The following is a 22,640-nucleotide window of genomic DNA, read 5'->3' on the forward strand; positions in this document are numbered from 1 at the left end:
CATGACCCAGTCCACCAACATCCCGCCACCGTACTACGCGCGGCACATTTTTTTCTGTCTCAATGAGCGCAAGAACGGTGAGGAATGCTGCGCCCAACACCGTGCTCAAGAGGCGTTTGATCGCTGCAAGAAGCTGGTCAAGGAAGCCGGCTTGGCTGGCCCTGGCCAGGTGCGGGTCAACAAGTCGGGCTGCCTGGACCGCTGTGCTGCCGGCCCCATTGCCGTGGTGTACCCGGAAGGTGTCTGGTACACCTATGTGGACGAGCAGGATATCGATGAAATTGTGGAATCCCACCTCAAAAATGGCCAGGTGGTCGAGCGCCTGCTAACGCCGCCGCATTTGGGACGCTAGGCCTTGAACTCCCAAACCCGCCGTTTCACCCTGCAGGGGCCAGTAGGCAACATTGAGGCGCTGGAAGACCTGCCCATGCTGGTGCCGGGTGCCGTGTGGCGCGGTGTGGCCGTTATTACCCATCCCCACCCGCTGTTTGCCGGCACCATGGAAAACAAGGTGGTTCAGACCCTGGCACGGGCTTTTGTGCAATGCGGTTGGCGCGCCGTGCGTTTTAATTTTCGGGGCGTCGGCGCTACCGAAGGCGTGCATGATGCCGGACGTGGCGAATTGCAGGATTTGCTGGCGGTGATTGACCATGCCACGGCCGGGCCAGAGCCCGTTCCGCTGGCGCTGGCGGGTTTTTCCTTTGGCAGCTTTGTGGTCAGCCACGCCCTGACTGCGCTGGGTCCGCAGCGCGCGCCAGAGCAACTGGTGCTGGTAGGCACGGCCGCGACCCGGTTCGAGGTGGCACCCGTGCCGCAGGAGCTACATCGGCGCACCCTGGTGATCCACGGTGAACAAGACGATACCGTGCCACTGGCGGATGTGATGAACTGGGCGCGTCCCCAAACCTTGCCCGTGACCGTAATCCCCGGTGTCTCCCATTTCTTTCATGGACAATTGCCGCTTTTGCGCAACCTGGTTGCGCGCCATCTGTCCGTAGACTCCCTAACATTCCCATGAAATCTTTTTTTGTAGCCCTTGTGGCCTTCGTGTGTTTATCCGTGGGCGCCCAAACGCCACAACCGCCCGAAGTGGCTGCGCGCGCCTACCTGGTGTTGGATGTCAGTGCCAACCAGATATTGGCCTCCAAGGATATGGACAGTCCGGTGGAACCGGCATCATTGACCAAGTTGATGACCGAGTACCTGGTTTTTGACGCCCTGAAGTCCAAGAAAATCACACTGACCCAGACCTTTGGCGTTAGTGAGCGGGCCTGGAAGATGCCAGGGTCGCGTATGTTCATCGACCCGAAGATGCAGGTGCCGGTGGAAGACCTGATCAAGGGAATGATCGTGCAGTCGGGCAATGACGCCACCATGGCGCTGGCAGAAGGCGTGGGCGGCACGGCCGAGCGCTTTGTGCAAATGATGAACGACCAGGCCAAAGTGCTGGGCATGAACGCGACCAGCTACAAGAACCCGGAAGGTTTGACCGTGGCGGGCCACACGACCACCGCGCGCGACCTAAGCATCCTGGCTACCCGCCTGATGAGCGATTTTCCGGATTACATTGGTTACTCGGCCATCAAGAAATACCGCTACCCCGGCACACCGGCAGCCAACGACAGCAACCGCAACGTCCTGTTGTTTCGTGACCCCACGGTGGACGGCCTGAAGACCGGTCACACCGAGGCTGCAGGCTACTGTATGGTGGCAACTGCGAAGCGCGATTTCGCCAGCCTGGGCAATCCAGGCACTCCCGCAGGGACGCCGGGAACCACGGGCAGCCGGCGCCTGCTGGCCATCGTGTTAGGTGCTGCCAGTGAGAATGCGCGGGCCAACGAGTCGCAAAAACTGCTGAACTGGGGCTTTACCGCCTATGAAGGCGTCAAGCTGTTTGATGCCGAGCAAGCAGTGGTGACGGCCAATGTCTGGAAAGGCGCCCAATCCAGTGTCAAGCTCGGACGCCCCCTGGCCATCGTGGTAGCGGTCCCCGCCGGCAGTGCAGCCAAGCTGAAAACCCAGGTGGTGCGCACTGACCCACTGGTGGCGCCCCTGACCAAGGGCCAGACGGTTGGCACCCTGAAAGTCCTGTCTGGTGACCAACTGGTGGCTGAGGTCCCCCTGCTTACGCTGGACGCGGTGGAGCAGGCTGGCATCCTGGGCCGCGCGTGGGATGCCGTGCGCTTGTGGATTCGTTAAAACCCCGAAAACACCCAATTTGGAAGATCCGCAGAGTTTTTCTTGCGGGGAAACCCTGCTTCTGATACAGTAGAAGGCTTTTCGGAAATTCCGAAGGGATTCACGTTTTCGTACCAATTCAAACGTTTAGGGACGTTTCAGTCATAGGAGGCTTAAGTGCCAACCATCAATCAGCTCGTGCGTCAAGGCCGTGAGGTCGAGATCATCAAGTCGAAGAGCCCTGCCATGCAGAACTCTCCGCAGCGTCGCGGTGTGTGCACCCGTGTGTACACCACCACGCCCAAAAAGCCTAACTCTGCTTTGCGTAAGGTTGCCAAAGTGCGCCTGACCAACGGTTTTGAGGTTATCTCTTACATCGGCGGCGAAGGCCACAACCTGCAGGAACACAGCGTGGTGCTGGTTCGTGGCGGTCGCGTCAAGGACTTGCCTGGTGTGCGTTACCACATCGTTCGTGGTTCGCTCGACTTGCAAGGCGTGAAAGACCGCAAGCAGTCGCGCTCCAAGTACGGTGCAAAGAAGCCAAAGGCCAAGTAAATTGACCTGAGCCCGCGGCGAAAGCCTTGGAATCGAAAAAATAAAAGGTGTTTGTTTATTGCGTGGCGCAGTGAATAAACGTAGTGACCCGCTGTTTGGGTCGAGTAAGTGAGAGTCTTATTGATTAACTCTCAAGGTGTCCGCAAGGGTGCCAACTGAAGCAAAGAGGTGAAAAAATGCCACGTCGTCGCGAAGTCCCTAAACGTGAAATCCTGCCGGATCCCAAGTTCGGCAATGTAGAGCTGTCCAAATTCATGAACGTGATCATGGAAGGCGGCAAAAAAGCAGTTGCAGAGCGCATCATTTATGGCGCGCTCGAACTGATCGAGAAGAAGCACCCCGATAAAGACCCGGTCGAAGCCTTCACCGTTGCCATCAACAACGTCAAGCCCATGGTTGAAGTGAAATCCCGCCGTGTGGGTGGTGCCAACTACCAGGTGCCGGTTGAAGTGCGCCCTGTCCGTCGCTTGGCTTTGTCCATGCGCTGGATCAAGGAAGCCGCTCGCAAGCGCGGTGAAAAGTCCATGGCCCAGCGCCTGGCTAACGAGTTGCTGGAGGCTACTGAAGGCCGCGGCGGTGCCATGAAAAAGCGTGACGAAGTTCACCGCATGGCTGAGGCCAACAAGGCCTTCTCCCACTTCCGTTTCTAAGAGGCGGCTACTGCGAAGGCTTTATGCGTCGTTGCAAACCCTTGCCGTGCGAATTGCACTGTCTGCAGGTATGCGCTTAGCCTAAAGCCTTCTCGCTACGCCGCGTTGCACTTGGAGTTATTCCGAGTGGCGCGGTTTTTGCGTTCAGAACATATTTAACAGGAACATATCATGGCTCGCACTACCCCCATTGAGCGCTATCGCAACATTGGCATTTCCGCGCACATCGACGCTGGTAAAACCACTACCACCGAGCGTATTCTTTTTTATACCGGCGTGAACCACAAGATTGGTGAAGTGCACGACGGTGCGGCCACCATGGACTGGATGGAGCAGGAGCAGGAACGTGGTATTACCATCACTTCCGCTGCAACCACCTGCTTCTGGAAGGGAATGGACGGGTCTTTCCCTGAGCATCGCATCAACATCATCGATACCCCTGGGCACGTTGACTTCACGATTGAAGTCGAGCGTTCCATGCGCGTGCTCGACGGTGCTTGCATGGTCTACTGCGCTGTGGGCGGCGTTCAGCCACAGTCGGAAACTGTGTGGCGTCAGGCGAACAAATACAAAGTTCCCCGGTTGGCTTTTGTGAACAAGATGGACCGTACCGGTGCCAACTTTTTCAAGGTCGTGGAGCAGATGAAGCTGCGCCTGAAGGCGAATCCTGTGCCCGTCGTGATTCCAATCGGTGCTGAAGAGCATTTCACGGGCGTGGTGGATCTACGCCAGATGAAAGCCATCATTTGGGATGAAGCCTCTCAAGGTATGAAGTTCACCACAACTGAAATCCCGGCTGACCTGTTGGAAACTGCCAAAGAGTGGCGCGAGAAGATGGTGGAAGCTGCGGCCGAAGCCTCGGAAGAGTTGATGAACAAGTACCTGGAAGAAGGCGACCTGACCGAAGAAGAAATCACCTTCGGTCTGCGTACCCGTACTATCGCAAGCGAAATCCAGCCCATGCTGTGCGGCACCGCATTCAAGAACAAGGGTGTTCAGCGCATGCTGGATGCTGTCATTGAACTGATGCCTTCTCCGTTGGACGTTAAAGCCATCAAGGGCTTTGATGAAGACGAAAAGGAAATCTTTCGTAAGGCCGACGATGGCGAGAAGTTTGCCGCTTTGGCCTTCAAGTTGATGACCGACCCGTTTGTGGGTCAATTGACCTTTGTGCGCGTGTACTCCGGCGTTCTGAAGAAGGGTGACACCGTGTATAACGCCGTGCGTGGCAAGAAAGAGCGTATCGGCCGTATCGTGCAAATGCACGCAAATAACCGGCAAGAAGTGGACGAAATCCGCGCCGGCGACATTGCTGCCTGCGTGGGTTTGAAGGATGTCACCACGGGTGAGACCCTGTGTGATCCCAATGCGGTGATTACGTTAGAGCGTATGGTGTTCCCGGACTCGGTGATTCGCCAAGCTGTGGAACCCAAGACCAAGGCCGACCAGGAAAAAATGGGTATCGCTTTGAACCGCTTGGCCGCTGAAGATCCTTCGTTCCGCGTGCAAACCGACGAAGAGTCGGGTCAGACCATCATCGGTGGCCAGGGCGAGTTACACCTCGAAATCATTGTGGACCGCATGAAGCGCGAATTTGGCGTGGAAGCCAACGTGGGTAAACCCCAGGTTGCCTACCGCGAAACCATTCGCAAGCAAGTGGTCGACGTCGAAGGCAAGTTCGTGCGCCAGTCCGGTGGTAAGGGTCAATACGGTCACGTGGTGTTCACGGTTGAGCCGAACGAAGCTGGCAAGGGTTTCCAGTTTGTTGACGCGATCAAGGGCGGTGTGGTTCCTCGCGAATTCATCCCTGCGGTGGAAAAGGGCGTCATTGAAGCCTTGAATCAAGGTGTGCTGGCTGGCTACCCTGTGGTAGACGTCAAGGTTACGCTGACATTCGGTTCGTACCACGACGTGGACTCGAACGAAAACGCGTTCAAGATGGCCGCTATCTTCGGTTTCAAGGAAGGTTGCCGCAAGGCCAACCCCGTGATTCTGGAGCCCATGATGGCTGTGGAAGTGGAAACACCTGAAGACTACGCTGGCAACGTGATGGGCGATTTGTCCTCGCGCCGCGGCATGGTCCAAGGCATGGAAGACATGATGGGTGGCGGTAAGGCTATCAAGGCCGAAGTGCCTCTGTCGGAAATGTTTGGTTACTCCACCACCCTGCGCTCAATGTCGCAAGGTCGTGCTACGTACACGATGGAATTCAAGCACTACGCGGAAGCCCCGCGCAACGTGTCGGAAGCCATCATGGCGGCTCGGGCTAAGTAATATCTTTGAGGGACAGATCTTTAGCTCTGTCCCCAACTGATTTGAAGATTGTCTGCGACAGTGTGCCAGTCCGTGCCCGTGCGGAGTGATTCAGCAACATTGTGCAAACATTAAACCAACACACGGGCATAGCTCTTTTGGAGAATTGAAAAATGGGAAAAGAAAAATTCACGCGTACCAAGCCCCACGTGAACGTGGGCACCATTGGCCACGTTGACCACGGCAAGACCACGCTGACTGCTGCCATCACCTCCGTGCTGGCAGCCAAATATGGCGGAACTGCCAAAGGCTACGACCAGATCGACGCAGCGCCAGAAGAAAAAGCGCGCGGCATCACGATCAACACCGCCCACGTCGAATACGAAACGGCCAACCGCCACTACGCCCACGTGGACTGCCCTGGACACGCCGACTATGTGAAGAACATGATCACCGGTGCTGCGCAAATGGACGGCGCTATTCTGGTTTGCTCCGCAGCTGATGGTCCCATGCCCCAGACCCGTGAGCACATCCTGCTGGCTCGCCAGGTGGGCGTGCCTTACATCATCGTGTTCCTGAACAAGTGCGACATGGTGGACGATGCTGAGTTGTTGGAGCTGGTTGAAATGGAAGTGCGCGAACTCCTGGACAAGTACGATTTTCCAGGCGACGCAACCCCCCCATCATCCACGGTTCAGCCAAGCTGGCCCTGGAAGGCGACAAAGGTCCTTTGGGTGAAGAAGCCATCATGAAGCTGGCCGAAGCTCTGGACAGCTACATCCCCCTGCCCGAGCGTGCTGTTGATGGTGCGTTCCTGATGCCCGTGGAAGACGTGTTCTCCATCTCTGGTCGCGGCACCGTGGTGACCGGCCGTATCGAGCGTGGCATGGTCAAAGTCGGCGAAGAAATCGAAATCGTCGGTATTGCTGACACCCAAAAGACAACCTGCACAGGCGTCGAAATGTTCCGCAAGTTGCTGGACCAAGGTCAAGCTGGCGACAACGTCGGTATCCTGTTGCGCGGCACCAAGCGTGAAGACGTGCAGCGCGGCCAAGTGCTGTGCAAGCCCGGCTCCATCAAGCCACACACCCACTTCACGGGCGAGATCTACGTCTTGTCCAAGGACGAAGGCGGCCGCCACACACCTTTCTTCAACAACTACCGCCCCCAGTTCTACTTCCGTACAACGGACGTGACCGGTGCGATCGAGTTGCCAGAAGGCAAGGAAATGGTCATGCCTGGTGACAACGTGTCGATCACCGTGAAGCTGATCAACCCGATCGCCATGGAAGAAGGCCTGCGCTTTGCGATCCGCGAAGGCGGTCGTACCGTGGGTGCGGGTGTGGTTGCCAAGATCATTGCGTAAGGAGACATCATGGCTACCAAACAAAAGATTCGCATCCGCCTAAAAGCATTTGACTACAAGCTGATCGACCAATCCGCCGCCGAGATCGTGGATACCGCCAAGCGCACTGGTGCAATCGTCAAAGGCCCAGTGCCCTTGCCAACCCGCATGAAGCGTTTTGACATTCTACGTTCACCGCACGTGAACAAGACCAGCCGTGACCAGTTCGAAATTCGTACGCACCAGCGTCTGATGGACATCGTGGATCCCACCGACAAGACGGTTGACGCGCTGATGAAGCTCGACCTGCCTGCCGGCGTGGACGTAGAAATCAAGCTCCAGTAATGGGCTGAGGGCTCCGGTGGAAAACCGGGGCCAAAAATGAGTGTTGAGCTGGCCTTGCGGATTACGCATGGCCGCGTTATACTCGCAGGCTTCATTGCTTTTGCGCAAGCAGTGCAATGAAGTTTTATTAACAGTACCTCACGTCAAAACATCGCAGCCAATTGAAGTTGTGGTGGTGAGGATTACGGAGAAAACAATGAGTCTTAGCAATCACTTAGGGTTGCTGGGTCGCAAGGTTGGCATGATGCGCCTATTTACCGACGACGGGGATGCAGTTCCTGTTACGGTGGTAGACGTGTCCAACAACCGCGTGACACAGGTGAAAACCCAGGAGAACGATGGCTATGTTGCCTTGCAGGTAACGTTCGGTTCGCGCAAAGCTTCGCGCGTAACCAAGCCAGCAGCTGGCCACCTTGCGAAAGCAGGCGTGGAAGCTGGTGAAATTATTCAAGAATTCCGTGTATCCGCTGATTCAGCGGCTAAATACGCAGCTGGTGCTACCGTGCCGGTTGCTGACGTATTTGCCGTTGGCCAAAAGGTGGACGTACAGGGCACGACCATCGGTAAAGGCTTCGCCGGCACGATCAAGCGCCACCACATGAAATCGCAGCGCGCGTCGCACGGTAATAGCCGTTCGCACAACGTTCCAGGTTCCATTGGTATGGCCCAGGATCCAGGCCGCGTGTTCCCAGGTAAGCGCATGACGGGTCATCTGGGTGATGATTTGGTCACTACGCAAAACCTCGACATATTCCGCATTGACGAAGCTCGTCAGTTGCTGTTGATCAAGGGTGCAATTCCTGGATCGGCCGGCGGTTTTGTCACCGTGCGTCCCGCTGTCAAAGCGAAATCTGAAACTGCGAAGGGAGCGAACTGATGCAGCTCGAACTCCTAAACGACCAAGGCCAGGCTACTTCGAAGTACGAAGCCCCTGAAACAGTGTTTGGCCGCGCATACAACGAAGATCTGGTGCACCAGGTCGTGGTTGCTTTCCAGGCCAATGCCCGTCAAGGCACACGCGCCCAGAAGGACCGCGAGCAGGTTCACCACTCAACCAAGAAGCCATTCAAGCAAAAGGGAACGGGCCGCGCCCGTGCCGGTATGACTTCCTCGCCACTGTGGCGCGGAGGCGGCCGCATATTCCCGAATATGCCTGACGAAAACTTCGCACAAAAGATCAACAAGAAGATGTACCGCGCCGGTATGGCTTCCATCTTGTCCCAATTGGCCCGTGAAGGTCGCTTGGCTGTTGTGGATTCGCTGAAGGTTGACTCTCCCAAGACCAAGCCGCTGGCGGCCAAGTTCAAGGCCATGAATCTCGAGTCCGTGCTGGTGATTGCCGACGAAGTCGACGAAAACCTGTACTTGGCATCGCGGAATTTGGTCAACATCCTCGTGGTGGAACCCCGTTATGCTGATCCGTTGTCGCTGGTTCATTACCGCAAGGTATTGGTAACCAAGGCTGCCATGGACAAACTCAAGGAGATGTTCGCATGAGCGCCCGTATGAACAATACGTCAAAAGTCAAGTACGACGAAGGTCGCTTGATGCAGGTTCTGGTTGCTCCCATCGTGTCTGAAAAGGCAACCATGGTGGCTGAAAAATCCAATGCTGTGACGTTCAAGGTGCTGCAAGACGCTACCAAGCCCGAAATCAAGGCCGCTGTGGAATTGATGTTCAAGGTGGAAGTGCAAGGCGTTTCTGTGGTGAACACAAAAGGCAAGGCCAAGCGCTTTGGCAAATCCAATGGTCGTCGCGACAACGTTCGCAAAGCCTATGTGATGCTAAAAGCAGGCCAAGAGCTGAACCTCGGCGGGGAGGCTGCGTAATCATGGCTGTTATCAAAATGAAACCAACTTCCCCAGGCCGTCGTGGCGTGGTGAAGATTTCGCGTGACCACCTGTACAAAGGTGCGCCCCACGCTGCCTTGCTGGAACCACAATTCCAGCAAGCCGGTCGTAACAACAACGGCCACATTACGACTCGCCACAAAGGCGGCGGACACAAGCACCACTACCGTGTGGTGGACTTTGTTCGCAACAAGGACGCTATTCCTGCCAAGGTTGAGCGCATTGAGTACGACCCTAACCGTTCCGCGCACATCGCTCTGGTGTGCTACGCAGACGGCGAGCGCAAGTACATCATTGCTCCCCGTGGTCTGGAAGTCGGCGCCTCTATCATGAGCGGCTCCGAAGCCCCCATCCGCGTTGGCAACACTTTGCCCATCCGCAACATCCCAGTGGGTTCCATCATCCACTGTGTAGAGTTGCAGGTTGGCAAGGGCGCGCAGATCATCCGCTCTGCGGGTACTTCTGCCACGCTGTTGGCCCGTGAAGGCACTTACGCCCAGGTTCGCATTCGCTCCGGTGAAGTTCGCAAGATCCACATCGACTGCCGCGCAACCATTGGCCAAGTTGCCAACGAAGAGCACAGCCTGCGCCAACTGGGTAAAGCCGGTGTCAAGCGCTGGATGGGTATTCGCCCAACCGTTCGCGGTGTGGTGATGAACCCGGTCGACCATCCGCACGGTGGTGGCGAAGGCAAGACCGGCGAAGGCCGTCACGCAGTCGATCCTTGGGGTAATCTGACCAAGGGTTACCGTACCCGTAACAACAAGCGCACGCAGGTCATGATCGTGTCGCGTCGCAAGAAGTAAGGGGAAGGTTAAATGACTCGTTCTCTCAAAAAAGGTCCGTTTGTTGACCACCATTTGGTAGCCAAGACTGAAAAGGCCGTCGCTACCAAAGACAAAAAGCCGATCAAGACCTGGTCGCGTCGCTCTATGATCCTGCCCGATTTCATCGGCTTGACCATTGCCGTGCACAACGGCAAGCAGCACGTTCCGGTCTATATCACCGATCAAATGGTTGGCCACAAGTTGGGTGAGTTTGCGCTCACACGTACTTTCAAGGGTCACCCTGCGGACAAAAAAGTCCAGAAGAAATAGGAGTGACCATGGAAACACGTGCAACCCTCCGTGGCGTGCGTTTGTCTGTGGACAAAGGCCGTCTGGTCGCGGACCTGATCCGCGGCAAAAAGGTGGATCAAGCCCTGAACATTTTGCAGTTCACGCAGAAAAAAGCTGCCGTGATCATCAAGAAGGTTCTGGAGTCCGCTATCGCCAATGCCGAACACAACGACGGTGCTGACATCGATGAATTGAAGGTCAAGACCATCTACGTCGAACAAGGCGCATCGCTGCGTCGCTTCACGGCCCGCGCTAAAGGTCGTGGCAATCAAATCCGTAAACCCACGTGCCATGTGTACGTGACGGTTGGTAACTAATAGAGGCCAGGAAGATATGGGACAAAAAATCCATCCAACCGGCTTTCGCCTGAGCGTAAGTCGTAACTGGTCTTCGCGTTGGTACGCCAGCAACAAGGATTTCGCCGGTATGCTGGCGGAAGACATCAAGGTTCGCGAATACCTGAAGGCCAAGCTAAAGAACGCTTCGGTGTCGCGCGTGCTGATCGAGCGTCCTGCCAAGAACGCCCGCATCACGATTTACTCGGCTCGTCCGGGCGTGGTGATCGGCAAGAAGGGCGAAGACATCGAAAACCTCAAGCGCGAACTGGGCAAACAGCTCGGCGTGCCAGTGGCAGTGAACATCGAAGAAGTGCGCAAGCCCGAAATCGATGCCAAGCTGATCGCCGACAGCATTACGCAGCAATTGGAAAAGCGGATCATGTTCCGCCGTGCCATGAAGCGCGCCATGCAAAACGCCATGCGTCTGGGTGCCTTGGGCATCAAGATCATGTCGTCCGGTCGTCTGAACGGCATTGAAATCGCCCGTTGCGAGTGGTACCGCGAAGGTCGCGTGCCACTTCACACACTGCGCGCTGACATTGACTACGGTACTTCCGAAGCCAAAACCACCTACGGCATCATTGGTGTCAAGGTCTGGGTCTACAAGGGTGACACGCTGGGTCGTAACGACCTGCCGGCAGCCGTTGAGCCCCGTGCTGAAGAAGAGCGTCGTCCACGTGGCCCACGCCGTGATGACCGTGGCGGTGCACGCCCTGGTTCAGATCGTCCCGCCCCCCGTGGCAGCCCCCCGTCGTCCGGTGGGCACCAACGCGGCACCAGCCGATGGCAGCGATAAGCCTGTAGAGGCTTCCGGTGCTGACGCCGATAAACCCACCGTTAAGCGCGTTCGCAAAGTCGCCGCGCCAGCTGCAGCAGCTGACGGTAAAGGAGAATAACTATGTTGCAACCCGCTCGCCGGAAATACCGCAAAGAGCAAAAGGGCCGTAACACCGGCATCGCGACCCGGGGCAGCTCGGTCGCTTTCGGTGACTTCGGTCTGAAATGTACGGATCGCGGTCGTTTGACTGCTCGCCAGATCGAAGCGGCACGCCGTGCCATTTCGCGTCACGTGAAGCGTGGCGGTCGTATCTGGATTCGTGTGTTCCCTGACAAGCCAATTTCCCAAAAGCCTGCTGAAGTGCGTATGGGTAACGGTAAAGGTAACCCCGAGTACTACGTGGCTGAAATTCAGCCCGGTAAGATCGTGTTTGAAATCGTCGGTGTGCCTGAAGAGTTGGCACGTGAAGCGTTCCGTTTGGCTGCCGCCAAGCTGCCTTTGCGTACGACTTTCGTGGCCCGCATGATTGGCCAGTAATCAGGAGCAAATGATATGAAAACTACTGACCTGCGCAAAAAAGACGTTGATGGTTTGAAGTCGGAAGTCAAAGCGCTGCAAAAAGCACACTTTGGCCTGCGTATGCAAAAAGCCACGCAACAACTCACCAACACAGCCACGATCCGCACTGCGCGCCGTGACATTGCCCGCGCCAAGACTATTCTTGTCGAGAAGCAAAGCGCTGACAAATCCGCCAAATAAGGAGCGATAAATGACGGAAGCTAAAAAATCCCTCAAGCGCACCTTGATTGGCAAGGTGGTCAGCGACAAGCGTGCCAAGACAGTGACCGTGCTGATTGAGCGCCGTGTTAAACACGAGCTCTACGGCAAGATCGTTGGCAAGTCCAGCAAGTACCACGCCCATGACGAAAAGGGCGAGTACAAGATGGGTGACATGATCGAAATCACGGAAAGCCGTCCGATTTCCAAGACCAAGAACTGGGTTGCGACCCGCTTGGTGCAAAAGGCCATCGCTGTCTAAAGGGCTTAGCCCTTAAGCCTGCAGGTGCAGCCATTACGGCCCACAATTGTGGGCCGTATTCATTTGTGCAGACACTATTCAGGAGCGAACATGATTCAAGTAGGCGACACCCTTCCCGCAGCCGTGCTGATGGAGTACTCGGAGGTTGAAGGTAACGGCTGCAGTCTCGGCCCCAATCCTGTGGATGTATCCAAGGCCACTGCTGGCAAGACCATTGCGCTGTTTGGATTGCCTGGTGCCTACACGCCCACGTGTTCTGCCAAGCATGTTCCGGGCTACGTTGAAAACGCCGCAGCCTTGCATGCAGCTGGCGTTGATGAGATCTGGTGTGTCAGTGTCAATGATGCATTTGTGATGGGCGCTTGGGCGCGCGACCTGAAGACCGAAGGTAAAGTTCGTATGCTGGCTGACGGTAGTGCGGCATTTGCGCAGGCGACCGGACTGACACTAGACTTGACATCCAAGGGGATGGGATTGCGCAGCAACCGCTACTCCATGCTGGTTAAAGATGGCAAGGTAGTGAGCCTCAATATCGAAGGCCCGGGAAAATTCGAGGTTAGCGACGCCGCTACACTATTGGCCCAGGCCCAGGGCTAGTACGCATACCCAATCTCCGTGGCCGCACTACAGCATTGCCTTAAGGTAGTGGGCGCCTGCGATGGGGTTGTAGTAGTAGGGCGGAATTTCGACAAATCCCAGCTCTTGGTACAACGCGCGGGCTGATTCCATGTCATCCAGTGTGTCGAGCAGGATGCAGTTGTATCCGCATAGTCTGCCAGCATCAAGGATGTTTTCGGCCAGTAAACGGCCCAGACGCAGTCCTCGGTAGTTAGGGCGGACGTACAACCGCTTCATTTCACATGCGTTGGGATAATCCACCGTATCCAGTGGACGCATAGCACAGCACCCCGCAAGTTCACCATCCACGGTGGCCAATACCAGAGCGCCGCGTGGCGGGCCATACTCCCCAGGCAATGCGTTCAGTTCCGCTTCGAAGTTTTGAAAGCAAAGGTCAACCGAGAGTGAGCCGGCATAATCCAGGAAGAGGGTGCGAACGCCCGCCAATTCAGCCGCCGACACAGGTGTGATTAGCTGTGTATTGGGCGGCGTCACACCTCTCGCATCTTCAAACGATTCTGGCAATTCCTTGTTACCTTTCAGTCAGTCCCTGAATTTAGCACGTGCGCGCAATAGGGCGTTTTAGAACAGTTGACGCCGAGCAAAGCTCACCCAAAGAAACCATAATACGGATGCCCTCTTTCGGGTGGCAATTGTTAAGGTGAAACCCATGCAACGACGCCAGTTCACACTCGCTACATCAATAGTAAGCCTGCTGAGCGCCAGCGCGTTGCAGCAGGCGTATGCTCTTACGTTGGACGATATCAGCAATACCGATGCGACCAAGGGCCTGAAGACCGCATTGGAAAAAGGCGCTCTATCAGCCATTGGACTCTTGGGTGTGCAAGACGGCTTCCTAGGCAATGACAGCGTTCGCATTTCGTTGCCGGGTTCTTTGCAGGATGCTGTCCAACTGCTGCGCACCGTGGGACAGGGTGGACGCGTGGATGAGTTGATCACCGCTATGAACCGCGGCGCCGAGGCGGCGGTTCCCATGGCCAAGGACTTGTTGGTCAATGCGGTACAGACCATGAGTGTGACCGACGCCAAGGGCATCCTGGGCGGCGGCGACACGGCCGTCACCCAGTTCTTTGCCAACAAAACGCGTCCGGCCTTAGCCGTGAAATTTCTGCCGATCGTCAGTCAGGCCACGGAGAAGGTGGGCTTGGCACAAAAGTACAACGATGTGGCGGGCAAGGCGTCTGAAATGGGTCTCATGAAGAAGGAAGAGGCCAATATTCAGCAGTACGTAACCGGTAAGACGCTTGACGGCCTGTTTTTCATGATCTCTGAAGAGGAAAAGAAAATTCGCCAAAACCCGGTGGGCTATGGCAGCTCTATCCTGAGCAAGGTGTTTGGCGCATTGAAGTGAGGGACCTCAGGTCGCACCTTCTCTTCATATTTTGCAGTGCCCTTACCCTGGTGGCGTGCAGTCCTGCATTGAACTGGCGGGAGGTGCGACTACAGGGCCTTACCGCCCTGCTGCCTTGCAAGCCTGATCAGGCGCAGCGTCCCGTTCAATTGGCTGATCAGGATCTAACTATGGAAATGATGGGCTGTGAGGCCGGTGGTGGCCTATTTGCCATCAGCCATGTGCGTGTAAAAGATGACAAACATTTAAATACTGTTCGCGAACAATGGCGCCAACAGGCATTGACTGCCCTTCGGGCCACCGATGTGCAGGATATTCCCTTTCAATTAAAGACAAAGGCGAATGACCAACTGGCCGCGACGGCAATGCCTGCGGCGCTGACAGTGTTACCCCAACTCGTATCCGCGCGGGGCTTGCGCCCGGACGGTAGTCCTGTAGTTGCACGGCTGTTGTGGATTGGCAGCGGCAATGATATTTACCACGTGGCCGTATATGCAAATCAGGTAAGCGGTGAAACGGTCGATAGGTTGTTCACGGGTCTATCCCTGCAATAACGCCATAATCAACGTTTAAGACAACCATGAACACCGGCATCCTCATCATCGCCCACGCCCCGCTGGCCAGTGCACTGCGGGAGTGTGTGTTGCATGTCTATCCTGAGTCAGCCGCTGGCGTACTGGCGCTGGATGTATTGCCCAATGAATCTCCCGAAAAAAGTCGTCTGGCCGCGCTAGCGCTACTGGATCAACTGGCCGCTCCCGGTACACTGGTCCTGACGGATGTGTTGGGTGCCACACCTTGCAATGTGGCGCAAATGGTGGTTGATGGCGTGCATGCCAAGCTGGTCGCTGGAGTCAACCTGCCCATGTTGCTGCGTACGGTCAATTACCGCAACGAGTCGCTGGATGTATTGGTGGCCCGAGCGCTTATCGGAGGTACCCAATGCATCATGCAAGTGGTCGCGACAGCACCCCAAAACCAGACCAGAAAACCGCATGATCAAGACCACAACGACCATCACCAATAAGCTCGGCCTGCACGCCCGCGCATCGGCCAAACTGACCAAACTAGCTGGCAGTTTTCCGTGCGAGGTGTGGATCGCCAAGGGCGAGCGCCGCGTCAATGCCAAGAGCATCATGGGCGTCATGATGCTGGCAGCGGGTATGGGCAGCGAAGTGGTCATTGACACCGAGGGTGACCGCGCCCAGGAAGCCATGGATGGTCTCTTGGCCCTTATTGCGGACAAATTTGGCGAAGGCGAATAAGGCAATTCAATGACATTCGCCATCCACGGTCTCAATGTTTCCCGGGGTGTTGCCATTGGGCGCGCTGTACTGGTGGCCTCCAGCCGGGTGGATGTGGCCCACTACTTTGTGCAACCCCACGAGGTAGAGACCGAGATCGCCCGACTGCGCACGGGACGCAACGTTGTCGTCGATGAAATCCGCCGGCTGCAAGCCAGCATTACCCACATGGACCCCAAGGAGACGCCGCAGGAGCTGAGCGCCTTGCTGGATGTCCACCTGATGCTGCTGCAGGACGAGGAATTGGTGGGCGGCGTCAAGCGCTGGATTGCAGATCGACTTTACAACGCCGAATGGGCGTTGACGACCCAGCTCGAAATCATTGCCCGCCAGTTTGACGAAATGGAAGACGAGTACTTGCGCGAGCGCAAGGCCGACCTGGAACAGATCGTCGAGCGGGTTTTGCGCGCCATGAAAGGTGCCCATTCTCCCGTCGTGGTGCAACCACAGCGCGTGGCGCGCAAATTATCTCAGCAAGACCTGTTGCTGGACGACACGGTGGATGTGCCCCTGATCCTTATCGCACACGACTTGTCGCCGGCCGACATGCTGCAGTTCAAACAAAGCGTGTTTGCGGGTTTTGTCACCGACGTGGGGGGTAAAACCTCGCACACCGCCATCGTGGCTCGCAGCATGGATATTCCGGCCGTGGTCGGTGCCAGACTGGCCAGTCAGTTGGTACGTCAGGACGATTGGGTCATCATTGATGGGGATGCCGGCGTGGTTATCGTCGATCCATCACCCATCATCCTGGCGGAATATGGTTTCAAGCAGCGCCAGCGTGAACTGGAGCGTGGCCGCTTGCAGCGGCTGCTTCACACGCCCTCCGTCACCATGGACGGCGAAAAGATCGAGTTGCTGGCCAATATTGAAATGCCCGAGGACGCTCCGGTGGCGCTGAGCGCCGGTGCGGTGGGTGTGGGTCTTTTTCGCAGTGAATTTTTGTTCATGGGTCGCCAGGGCCGCCTGCCCGGAGAAGAAGAACAGTACCAAGCCTACAAGCGAGCCGTGGAGGGGATGAAGGGCTTGCCCGTCACCATCCGCACCGTGGATGTGGGTGCCGACAAGCCGCTGGACGACTCCCTGCGCGACGATGCACACCTTAACCCGGCTCTGGGTCTGCGTGCCATTCGCTGGAGCCTGGCGGACCCCGCCATGTTCCTGACCCAACTAAGGGCCATCTTGCGTGCCGCTGCGCATGGGCAAGTACACCTGCTGGTGCCCATGTTGGCGCACGCGCGTGAAATCCGCCAAACCCTTGCCCATCTGGACCAGGCACGCAAGCAACTGGATAACCGGGGCGTGGCGTACGGCGCGGTCAAGCTCGGTGCCATGATCGAGATTCCGGCAGCAGCCCTGAGCCTGCGGCTGTTTCTTAAGCACTTTGACTTTTTGTCGATCGGTACCAACGACCTGATCCAGTACACCCTGGCTATTGACCGAGCCGACGAATCGGTGGCCCACCTGTATGACCCGTTGCACCCGGCCGTGTTGCGCTTGGTGGCCGACACCATTGCCGAATGCCGCGCCCAGGGCAAGGGCGTCAGTGTATGCGGTGAAATGGCGGGGGACGTGACCTTGACTCGGTTGCTGTTGGGTCTGGGCCTGCGCAGCTTCTCCATGCACCCGGCGCAAATTTTGGCCGTCAAGCAGGAAATCCTGCGCTCGGACACCACCAAGCTGGCGCCTTGGGCGCGGCGCGTGATGGAAGCCGAAGACCCCGAACGGGAACTGGCAGATTCCTGAGTCAATACTCCTGATTGCTATTAAATCAGGAGCGTTATGCGCAATATCGACGAGGGCTAGATCCCTAAAACGATCGATGGATGTGGTGCACGCGATTCAACCAAGGATGAGCGTCGGGTGGGTCAAGCGCCTGGTGCGAGTACATCCTTGGCTTGCTGGTCTGCGTGGTAGCTGGACCGCACCATGGCGCCCACAGCGGCGTGGCTGAAGCCCATTTCATAGGCCTTGGCTTCGAACATCTTGAAAGTGTCGGGGTGCACATAGCGCTTGACGGTGAGGTGCGAGGAACTGGGGGCCAGGTACTGGCCGATGGTCAGCATGTCGATACCGTGGTCGCGCATGTCCTGCATCACCTGCAGCACTTCTTCGTCCGTTTCGCCCAAGCCAACCATGATGCCGCTTTTGGTGGGTACACCGGGGTGCAAGGCCTTAAACTTTTTGAGCAGGTTCAGGCTGAACTGGTAGTCCGACCCAGGGCGCGCTTCTTTGTACAGGCGTGGGGCGGTTTCCAGGTTGTGGTTCATCACGTCGGGTGGGGCTGCGTTCAAGATGTTGAGCGCGCGGTCGTCGCGGCCCCGGAAGTCGGGCACCAGCACTTCAATCTGCGTGCCGGGTGACAGCTCGCGGATGCGGGTAATGCAATCGGCAAAGTGCTGGGCGCCGCCGTCGCGCAGGTCGTCGCGGTCCACGCTGGTAATCACCACGTATTTCAGTTTGAGCTGGGCAATGGTCTTGGCCAGGTTTTCGGGTTCGTTCACGTCCAGCGGGTCGGGGCGGCCGTGGCCCACATCGCAAAACGGGCAGCGCCGTGTGCACTTGTCGCCCATGATCATGAAAGTGGCCGTGCCCTTGCCAAAGCATTCGCCGATGTTGGGGCAACTGGCTTCTTCACACACCGTCACCAACTTGTTGGCGCGCAGCACGTCTTTGATTTCGTAGAAGCGGGTGGTCGGTGAGCCGGCCCGCACGCGAATCCAGTCGGGCTTCTTGAGCACATCACCCTGCACCACCTTGACCGGGATGCGAGACAGTTTGGCAGCCGCTTTTTGCTTGGCCAGGGGGTTGTAGTCGGCTTGCGACTGGGCTTCGTGCACGTTGGGGTTGCTGGCACTTGCTGCAGCAGGCTCGGTTGTGGTGTGGCTCATGGTGTTGTGGTCTGCGCCAGATGGCGTCAGGGTGCCAGGTAGGTTGCGAGCTTGTGGCTCAAAACTTCGGCGGCTTCCGTCCAGCCGACAGTGATGCCGATTGTAGAAAGGTCCACCGTCTGCAGCCCCGAATACCCACACGGGTTAATACGCAAAAAGGGCTCCAGGTCCATCGCTACGTTCAGGGATACCCCGTGGTAAGTACAGTTGCGGCTCACTTTGATGCCAATCTGGGCGATCTTGCCCAGGCCGGTGAAGTCCGGTGTCGCGCTGGCCCCTTTCTGCGGGCGCTGTGGCAGCGGGGTGTGGCCGGCTGGGTCGTCCAGGCGCACGTAAATGCCGGGCGCGCCTGCTACCCGGTGCCCAGTGACGCCAAAGTAAAGCAGGGTGCGGATGACTGCTTCTTCGATGCGGAAAACGTATTCCTTGATGAAATAGCCAGCGCGCTTGAGGTCGATCAGCGGGTAGGCCACCACCTGGCCGGGGCCGTGGAAAGTGACTTGGCCACCTCGGTTGGTTTGCACTACCGGAATGTCGCCGGCCATGAATATGTGTTCCGCCTTACCCGCCAGGCCTTGGGTAAAAACTGGTGGATGCTCACAAATCCATAGCTGATCATGCATGTTTGACGAGGGCTGCAGGTCTCTTTCAGCAGTAAACGACTGCATGGCGGCGTAGGTGGGCAGGTAGTCCACGCGGCCCAGTTGGCGGATGTCGATGGCGACCGGCTGCTCAGTCACTTACAGAACCACCTTGACCATCGGATGGGTGGACAGCGTACGGTACAACTCGTCCAACTGCTCGCGGCTGGTGGCGGTAATGGTGATGGTCACGCCCAGATACTTGCCGCCTTTGCTCTCGCGCAGTTCAATGGTGCTGGGGTCAAACGTCGGGTCAAACGCGTGGGCCACTTGGGTAATCGCATGCACCAGACCATCCACTTTTTCACCCATGACCTTGATGGGGAACTGGGACGGGTATTCGATCAGCGATTCCTGGCGCGGTGCGGGAGGTGTTGGGGTGGTATGCATGGGCAAATTATCGCTGGGGTGCTTTGAAACAAGGCTGCAAATGCCCGGCCCCGTACGCACGAATACTCTGATTTAGGTTTTTTTGTCAGATCGTTGCGGGTTTCTACGTATAATCAAAGGCTTTGTCGCAGTTGCTGCGTGTAACCGGTCTGTAAACTGGCTGTAATTTGAGATGTCGATAATGGCGCTTGATCCTGTTCGCAGGCATGGCTTTGATGCAGATGAGTCCGAAGATCAGGATTTCAAGCGACTGACTTCGCAAGAGGCACAGGCCTTGCGTGAACGTGAGCCGGCATTGTCGCCCTGGTGGGTGATTGGATTGCAGTGTGTGGTGGGGTTGGTAGTGGCCTTGGTTGCCTGGGGTGTCTCGGGTAAGGCCTCGGTAGCTTGGTCGGCAGCGTATGGGGCGTTGGCAGTCATCATTCCGGCGGCATTGTTTGCCCGGGGTCTGATGAGCCAGTTTTCATCGCTGAATGCGGCAACGGCAGGTTTCGGCTTCTTTGTATGGGAATCGGTCAAGTTGGCAGTCAGCATTGCGATGATCGCTGCTGCGCCGCGACTGATTGAGAATTTAAGCTGGTTGGCCTTGTTGGCCGGCCTGGTTGTAACTTTGAAGATGTATTGGTTGGCGCTGTTGAAGCGCCCCAAGCCTAAACAGATTTGAGAGTTTGAAAGAGTTTTGACTATGTCCGCAGAAGCGCATGCAGCCCCCACGGCCAGTGAATACATTGTTCACCACCTGACACATTGGCAAAACAAGCCACAGACGGAAATTGTTGATTTCTCCGTTTTCAATATCGATTCCATCTTCTTCTCGGTTCTGGTGGGCGTATTGGGTTGCTTCTTCCTCTGGAAGGCGGCCCGCAACGCCACATCCGGAACACCCGGGCGCTTCCAGGCTGCCGTTGAAATCCTGATTGAAATGGTGGACGGACAAGCCAAGGCGATTGTTCACAATGCCACGAGCCGCAAAATGGTTGCGCCCCTGGCGCTCACCGTGTTTGTCTGGATCTTCCTGCTCAACGCCATGGATTTGCTGCCCGTTGATTTCCTGCCCGTGGTCTGGGGATGGATTTATGGGGCTGCCGGGCATGACCCGAGTCACGCCTATCTGCGCGTCGTCCCCACCGCTGACCTGTCGGTGTCCATGGGCTTGTCGGTATCGGTTTTGGTGATCTGCCTGATCTACAACGTCAAAATCAAGGGTATTGGCGGTTGGGCGCATGAGTTGGTATCTGCACCATTCGGCACCAGCAAGAATCCCGTGTTTGCCGTCATTTTGGCCATCGTGAATATCGCCGAACAGTTGATCTCTTTTGTCGCCAAGACGGTGTCGCATGGCATGCGGTTGTTTGGCAACATGTATGCAGGGGAGCTGGTGTTCATGCTGATTGCCCTGCTGGGTGGCGCGTGGGCGTTTTCGTTCGAGCCCGCAGGCTTGATGCTGCTGCTGCTGCACGTGGTGGCGGGTTGGGCGTGGGCAGTGTTCCACATCCTGATCATTACCCTGCAGGCGTTCGTGTTCATGATGTTGACCCTGGTCTACATCGGGCAGGCGCATGACGCGCATTGATTTTCGGTTTTGTTTTGTTTTGTTTTGTTTTATTAGTTTATTAGGAGTGAATCATGGAAGTTATTAGTTTTGCTGCTCTGGCTGCTGGTCTGATCATTGGTTTGGGTGCTTTGGGTGCTTGTATCGGTATCGGTATCATGGGTAGCAAGTACCTCGAAGCAGCTGCTCGCCAGCCTGAACTGATGGGCGAACTGCAAACCAAGATGTTTGTGTTGGCTGGTCTGATCGACGCGGCTTTCATTATCGGTACCGGTATTGCCCTGTGGTTCGCTACAGCCAACCCGTTCCTGGCCCAGATCGCCCGCGCTATTGCCGCTACTGCTGCTAAGTAATTCCTGGCTGCAAACCTCGCACTAGGAGATTTACTGTGAACATTAATGGAACACTGGTGGCGCAAGCCATCGTCTTCGCATTGCTTGTGTTGTTCACGATGAAATTCGTGTGGCCGCCCATAGCGGCAGCACTGGATGAACGTGCCGGCAAGATCGCCGACGGACTGGCTGCTGCTGACAAAGCACGCTCCGAGCTCTCGTCTGCCAACAAGCGTGTAGAGGATGAACTGACCAAGTCGCGTACCGAAACTGCGGCTCGCCTGGCAGATGCCGAGCGTCGTGGTCAAGCGATGGTGGAAGAGGCCAAGGCCAAAGCCACCGAAGAAGGCAACAAGATCATCGCGGCCGCCAAGGCGGAAGCGGATCAGCAGACGATCAAGGCACGTGAGGCACTGCGTGAGCAGGTTGCTGCACTGGCGGTCAAGGGCGCCGAGCAGATTCTCCGCAAGGAAGTCAATGCTGGCGTTCATGCCGACTTGCTGGGTCGTCTGAAGACTGAGTTGTAAGAGGTCCCCATGGCTGAACTTGCCACTATTGCCCGTCCGTACGCCGAAGCGCTTTTCAAGGCGTCGGCTGCAGATCTGTCGACGGCTGCTGTCTGGGTTGACGAGCTGGGTGTAATTGCGCAAAACGCACAATTGCAGCAGTTTGCCGACAGCCCCAAGGTGACCGTGGATCAGACGTTTGACCTGATTGCATCGGTGGCCAAGACGGCTTTGCCAAATCAGGCCAAGAACTTCCTGCGGACCGTGATCGAAAACGGGCGTCTGAGTGTCTTGCCAGAGATTGCCCACCAGTTTCGCGCATTGAAAAATGCGCAAAGTGGGTCGTCCGATGCGGTGGTGTACAGCGCGTTCCCGATCGACGAGAGCGCCCTGGCTGAAGTAGCCGTCATGCTGGAGAAACGTTTTGGTCGCAAGCTCAACGCATCTGTTGTCCTGCAACCCGAGCTGATCGGTGGCATTCGTGTGGTGGTCGGCGACGAGGTGCTCGACACCTCCGTCAAAGCCCGTTTGGAACAAATGAAAGTAGCCCTTACTGCCTGAGGCGCAAGCCTGTAGCAGTTGGCC

At 56.7% G+C, this 22,640-nt stretch carries 31 protein-coding genes and 2 pseudogenes; 29 read left to right on the forward strand and 4 right to left on the reverse strand.

What is annotated here, in order from left to right; genetic code table 11:
• Position 1: 1 nt before the first annotated feature.
• From IPI80_RS17280 to IPI80_RS17370, 19 genes and pseudogenes are all read left to right on the forward strand, one after another.
• Entirely contained in the window at positions 2–352 is a 351-nt protein-coding gene (locus IPI80_RS17280) for a (2Fe-2S) ferredoxin domain-containing protein (protein WP_413862328.1), read from the forward strand.
• A gap of 3 nt (positions 353–355) precedes the next feature.
• Complete coding sequence (locus tag IPI80_RS17285; protein WP_413862330.1) at positions 356–1,018, forward strand: alpha/beta hydrolase; 663 nt, start codon at positions 356–358, stop codon at positions 1,016–1,018.
• Positions 1,015–2,199: a D-alanyl-D-alanine carboxypeptidase family protein gene (locus IPI80_RS17290; protein WP_413862332.1), complete on the forward strand. Its 1,185-nt coding sequence runs from the start codon at positions 1,015–1,017 to the stop codon at positions 2,197–2,199. Before IPI80_RS17285 ends, IPI80_RS17290 begins: the two co-directional genes overlap by 4 nt.
• Before the next feature lie 156 nt (positions 2,200–2,355).
• A complete protein-coding gene (gene rpsL / locus IPI80_RS17295; protein WP_117179888.1) occupies positions 2,356–2,733 on the forward strand; it encodes a 30S ribosomal protein S12 in 378 nt (125 codons plus the stop codon).
• A gap of 176 nt (positions 2,734–2,909) precedes the next feature.
• On the forward strand, positions 2,910–3,383 hold the full coding sequence (gene rpsG / locus IPI80_RS17300) for a 30S ribosomal protein S7 (protein WP_209393191.1): 474 nt from the start codon (positions 2,910–2,912) through the stop codon (positions 3,381–3,383).
• A gap of 171 nt (positions 3,384–3,554) precedes the next feature.
• The gene (gene fusA / locus IPI80_RS17305) at positions 3,555–5,657 is read left to right on the forward strand and encodes an elongation factor G (RefSeq protein ID WP_413862335.1); all 2,103 of its coding nucleotides are present in this window, start codon (positions 3,555–3,557) and stop codon (positions 5,655–5,657) included.
• Between the two features lie 152 nt (positions 5,658–5,809).
• Positions 5,810–7,002 (forward strand): annotated as a pseudogene (gene tuf, locus IPI80_RS17310) (elongation factor Tu).
• A gap of 9 nt (positions 7,003–7,011) precedes the next feature.
• Positions 7,012–7,326 carry a 30S ribosomal protein S10 gene (gene rpsJ / locus IPI80_RS17315; RefSeq protein ID WP_028250951.1) on the forward strand — a complete coding sequence of 105 codons (315 nt, stop codon included), beginning with the start codon at positions 7,012–7,014 and terminating at the stop codon, positions 7,324–7,326.
• 196 nt (positions 7,327–7,522) lie between these two features.
• Positions 7,523–8,203 carry a 50S ribosomal protein L3 gene (gene rplC / locus IPI80_RS17320; RefSeq protein WP_413862621.1) on the forward strand — a complete coding sequence of 227 codons (681 nt, stop codon included), beginning with the start codon at positions 7,523–7,525 and terminating at the stop codon, positions 8,201–8,203.
• A complete protein-coding gene (gene rplD / locus IPI80_RS17325) occupies positions 8,203–8,823 on the forward strand; it encodes a 50S ribosomal protein L4 (protein ID WP_413862338.1) in 621 nt (206 codons plus the stop codon). Before rplC ends, rplD begins: the two co-directional genes overlap by 1 nt.
• A gap of 8 nt (positions 8,824–8,831) precedes the next feature.
• Positions 8,832–9,155: a 50S ribosomal protein L23 gene (gene rplW, locus IPI80_RS17330; RefSeq protein ID WP_152528836.1), complete on the forward strand. Its 324-nt coding sequence runs from the start codon at positions 8,832–8,834 to the stop codon at positions 9,153–9,155.
• A gap of 2 nt (positions 9,156–9,157) precedes the next feature.
• Positions 9,158–9,982: a 50S ribosomal protein L2 gene (gene rplB, locus IPI80_RS17335; protein ID WP_413862340.1), complete on the forward strand. Its 825-nt coding sequence runs from the start codon at positions 9,158–9,160 to the stop codon at positions 9,980–9,982.
• 12 nt (positions 9,983–9,994) lie between these two features.
• Positions 9,995–10,273 (forward strand): 30S ribosomal protein S19, encoded by a 279-nt coding sequence (rpsS, locus tag IPI80_RS17340; RefSeq protein WP_094476242.1) that lies wholly within the window; start codon positions 9,995–9,997, stop codon positions 10,271–10,273.
• 8 nt (positions 10,274–10,281) lie between these two features.
• Complete coding sequence (gene rplV, locus IPI80_RS17345; protein ID WP_075585605.1) at positions 10,282–10,611, forward strand: 50S ribosomal protein L22; 330 nt, start codon at positions 10,282–10,284, stop codon at positions 10,609–10,611.
• Between the two features lie 16 nt (positions 10,612–10,627).
• Positions 10,628–11,528: pseudogene (gene rpsC, locus IPI80_RS17350) on the forward strand (30S ribosomal protein S3).
• A gap of 2 nt (positions 11,529–11,530) precedes the next feature.
• Entirely contained in the window at positions 11,531–11,947 is a 417-nt protein-coding gene (rplP, locus tag IPI80_RS17355) for a 50S ribosomal protein L16 (RefSeq protein ID WP_029708121.1), read from the forward strand.
• Positions 11,948–11,962: 15 nt separating this feature from the next.
• Positions 11,963–12,169 (forward strand): 50S ribosomal protein L29, encoded by a 207-nt coding sequence (gene rpmC, locus IPI80_RS17360; protein ID WP_413862343.1) that lies wholly within the window; start codon positions 11,963–11,965, stop codon positions 12,167–12,169.
• A 10-nt stretch (positions 12,170–12,179) separates the two neighbouring features.
• Positions 12,180–12,449: a 30S ribosomal protein S17 gene (gene rpsQ, locus IPI80_RS17365; protein WP_413862345.1), complete on the forward strand. Its 270-nt coding sequence runs from the start codon at positions 12,180–12,182 to the stop codon at positions 12,447–12,449.
• A gap of 90 nt (positions 12,450–12,539) precedes the next feature.
• A complete protein-coding gene (locus IPI80_RS17370) occupies positions 12,540–13,046 on the forward strand; it encodes a peroxiredoxin (protein WP_413862347.1) in 507 nt (168 codons plus the stop codon).
• 27 nt (positions 13,047–13,073) lie between these two features.
• Here the strand turns inward: IPI80_RS17370 and IPI80_RS17375 are convergent, their stop codons facing one another.
• The gene (locus IPI80_RS17375; RefSeq protein WP_413862622.1) at positions 13,074–13,562 is read right to left on the reverse strand and encodes a GNAT family N-acetyltransferase; all 489 of its coding nucleotides are present in this window, start codon (positions 13,560–13,562) and stop codon (positions 13,074–13,076) included.
• Positions 13,563–13,737: 175 nt separating this feature from the next.
• Here IPI80_RS17375 and IPI80_RS17380 point away from each other — a divergent pair, with 175 nt between their 5' ends.
• The 5 genes from IPI80_RS17380 to ptsP all read left to right on the forward strand — a co-directional run bounded on the left by IPI80_RS17380 (position 13,738) and on the right by ptsP (position 17,489).
• Positions 13,738–14,439 carry a DUF4197 domain-containing protein gene (locus IPI80_RS17380; RefSeq protein ID WP_413862349.1) on the forward strand — a complete coding sequence of 234 codons (702 nt, stop codon included), beginning with the start codon at positions 13,738–13,740 and terminating at the stop codon, positions 14,437–14,439.
• A gap of 170 nt (positions 14,440–14,609) precedes the next feature.
• Positions 14,610–14,993, forward strand: a complete 384-nt coding sequence (locus IPI80_RS17385; RefSeq protein ID WP_413862351.1) for a hypothetical protein — start codon at positions 14,610–14,612, stop codon at positions 14,991–14,993.
• Positions 14,994–15,019: 26 nt separating this feature from the next.
• Positions 15,020–15,466 carry a PTS sugar transporter subunit IIA gene (locus IPI80_RS17390; protein WP_413862353.1) on the forward strand — a complete coding sequence of 149 codons (447 nt, stop codon included), beginning with the start codon at positions 15,020–15,022 and terminating at the stop codon, positions 15,464–15,466.
• Positions 15,435–15,704, forward strand: a complete 270-nt coding sequence (locus IPI80_RS17395) for an HPr family phosphocarrier protein (protein WP_413862355.1) — start codon at positions 15,435–15,437, stop codon at positions 15,702–15,704. Before IPI80_RS17390 ends, IPI80_RS17395 begins: the two co-directional genes overlap by 32 nt.
• A gap of 9 nt (positions 15,705–15,713) precedes the next feature.
• Positions 15,714–17,489 (forward strand): phosphoenolpyruvate--protein phosphotransferase, encoded by a 1,776-nt coding sequence (ptsP, locus tag IPI80_RS17400; RefSeq protein WP_413862357.1) that lies wholly within the window; start codon positions 15,714–15,716, stop codon positions 17,487–17,489.
• A gap of 122 nt (positions 17,490–17,611) precedes the next feature.
• On the opposite strand, the gene lipA is transcribed toward ptsP, so the two are convergent.
• From lipA to IPI80_RS17415, 3 genes are all read right to left on the reverse strand, one after another.
• Entirely contained in the window at positions 17,612–18,634 is a 1,023-nt protein-coding gene (lipA, locus tag IPI80_RS17405; protein WP_413862359.1) for a lipoyl synthase, read from the reverse strand.
• A 26-nt stretch (positions 18,635–18,660) separates the two neighbouring features.
• Entirely contained in the window at positions 18,661–19,302 is a 642-nt protein-coding gene (gene lipB / locus IPI80_RS17410) for a lipoyl(octanoyl) transferase LipB (RefSeq protein ID WP_413862623.1), read from the reverse strand.
• Between the two features lie 72 nt (positions 19,303–19,374).
• Complete coding sequence (locus IPI80_RS17415) at positions 19,375–19,665, reverse strand: YbeD family protein (RefSeq protein WP_413862361.1); 291 nt, start codon at positions 19,663–19,665, stop codon at positions 19,375–19,377.
• 181 nt (positions 19,666–19,846) lie between these two features.
• Here IPI80_RS17415 and IPI80_RS17420 point away from each other — a divergent pair, with 181 nt between their 5' ends.
• From IPI80_RS17420 to IPI80_RS17440, 5 genes are read left to right on the forward strand one after another with little or no spacing between them, the layout of a single operon-like run.
• Entirely contained in the window at positions 19,847–20,329 is a 483-nt protein-coding gene (locus IPI80_RS17420; RefSeq protein ID WP_413862363.1) for an ATP synthase subunit I, read from the forward strand.
• A 21-nt stretch (positions 20,330–20,350) separates the two neighbouring features.
• Complete coding sequence (gene atpB, locus IPI80_RS17425) at positions 20,351–21,238, forward strand: F0F1 ATP synthase subunit A (protein WP_413862365.1); 888 nt, start codon at positions 20,351–20,353, stop codon at positions 21,236–21,238.
• Positions 21,239–21,291: 53 nt separating this feature from the next.
• Entirely contained in the window at positions 21,292–21,570 is a 279-nt protein-coding gene (atpE, locus tag IPI80_RS17430; RefSeq protein ID WP_413862366.1) for a F0F1 ATP synthase subunit C, read from the forward strand.
• A gap of 35 nt (positions 21,571–21,605) precedes the next feature.
• Positions 21,606–22,076 (forward strand): F0F1 ATP synthase subunit B, encoded by a 471-nt coding sequence (locus tag IPI80_RS17435; RefSeq protein ID WP_413862368.1) that lies wholly within the window; start codon positions 21,606–21,608, stop codon positions 22,074–22,076.
• Positions 22,077–22,085: 9 nt separating this feature from the next.
• Positions 22,086–22,616, forward strand: a complete 531-nt coding sequence (locus IPI80_RS17440; RefSeq protein WP_413862370.1) for a F0F1 ATP synthase subunit delta — start codon at positions 22,086–22,088, stop codon at positions 22,614–22,616.
• Positions 22,617–22,640 lie beyond the last annotated feature (24 nt).

It is taken from the genome of Candidatus Aalborgicola defluviihabitans, assembly GCF_016705985.1.
In the GTDB taxonomy this organism is placed as follows: domain Bacteria; phylum Pseudomonadota; class Gammaproteobacteria; order Burkholderiales; family Burkholderiaceae_C; genus Allorhodoferax; species Allorhodoferax defluviihabitans.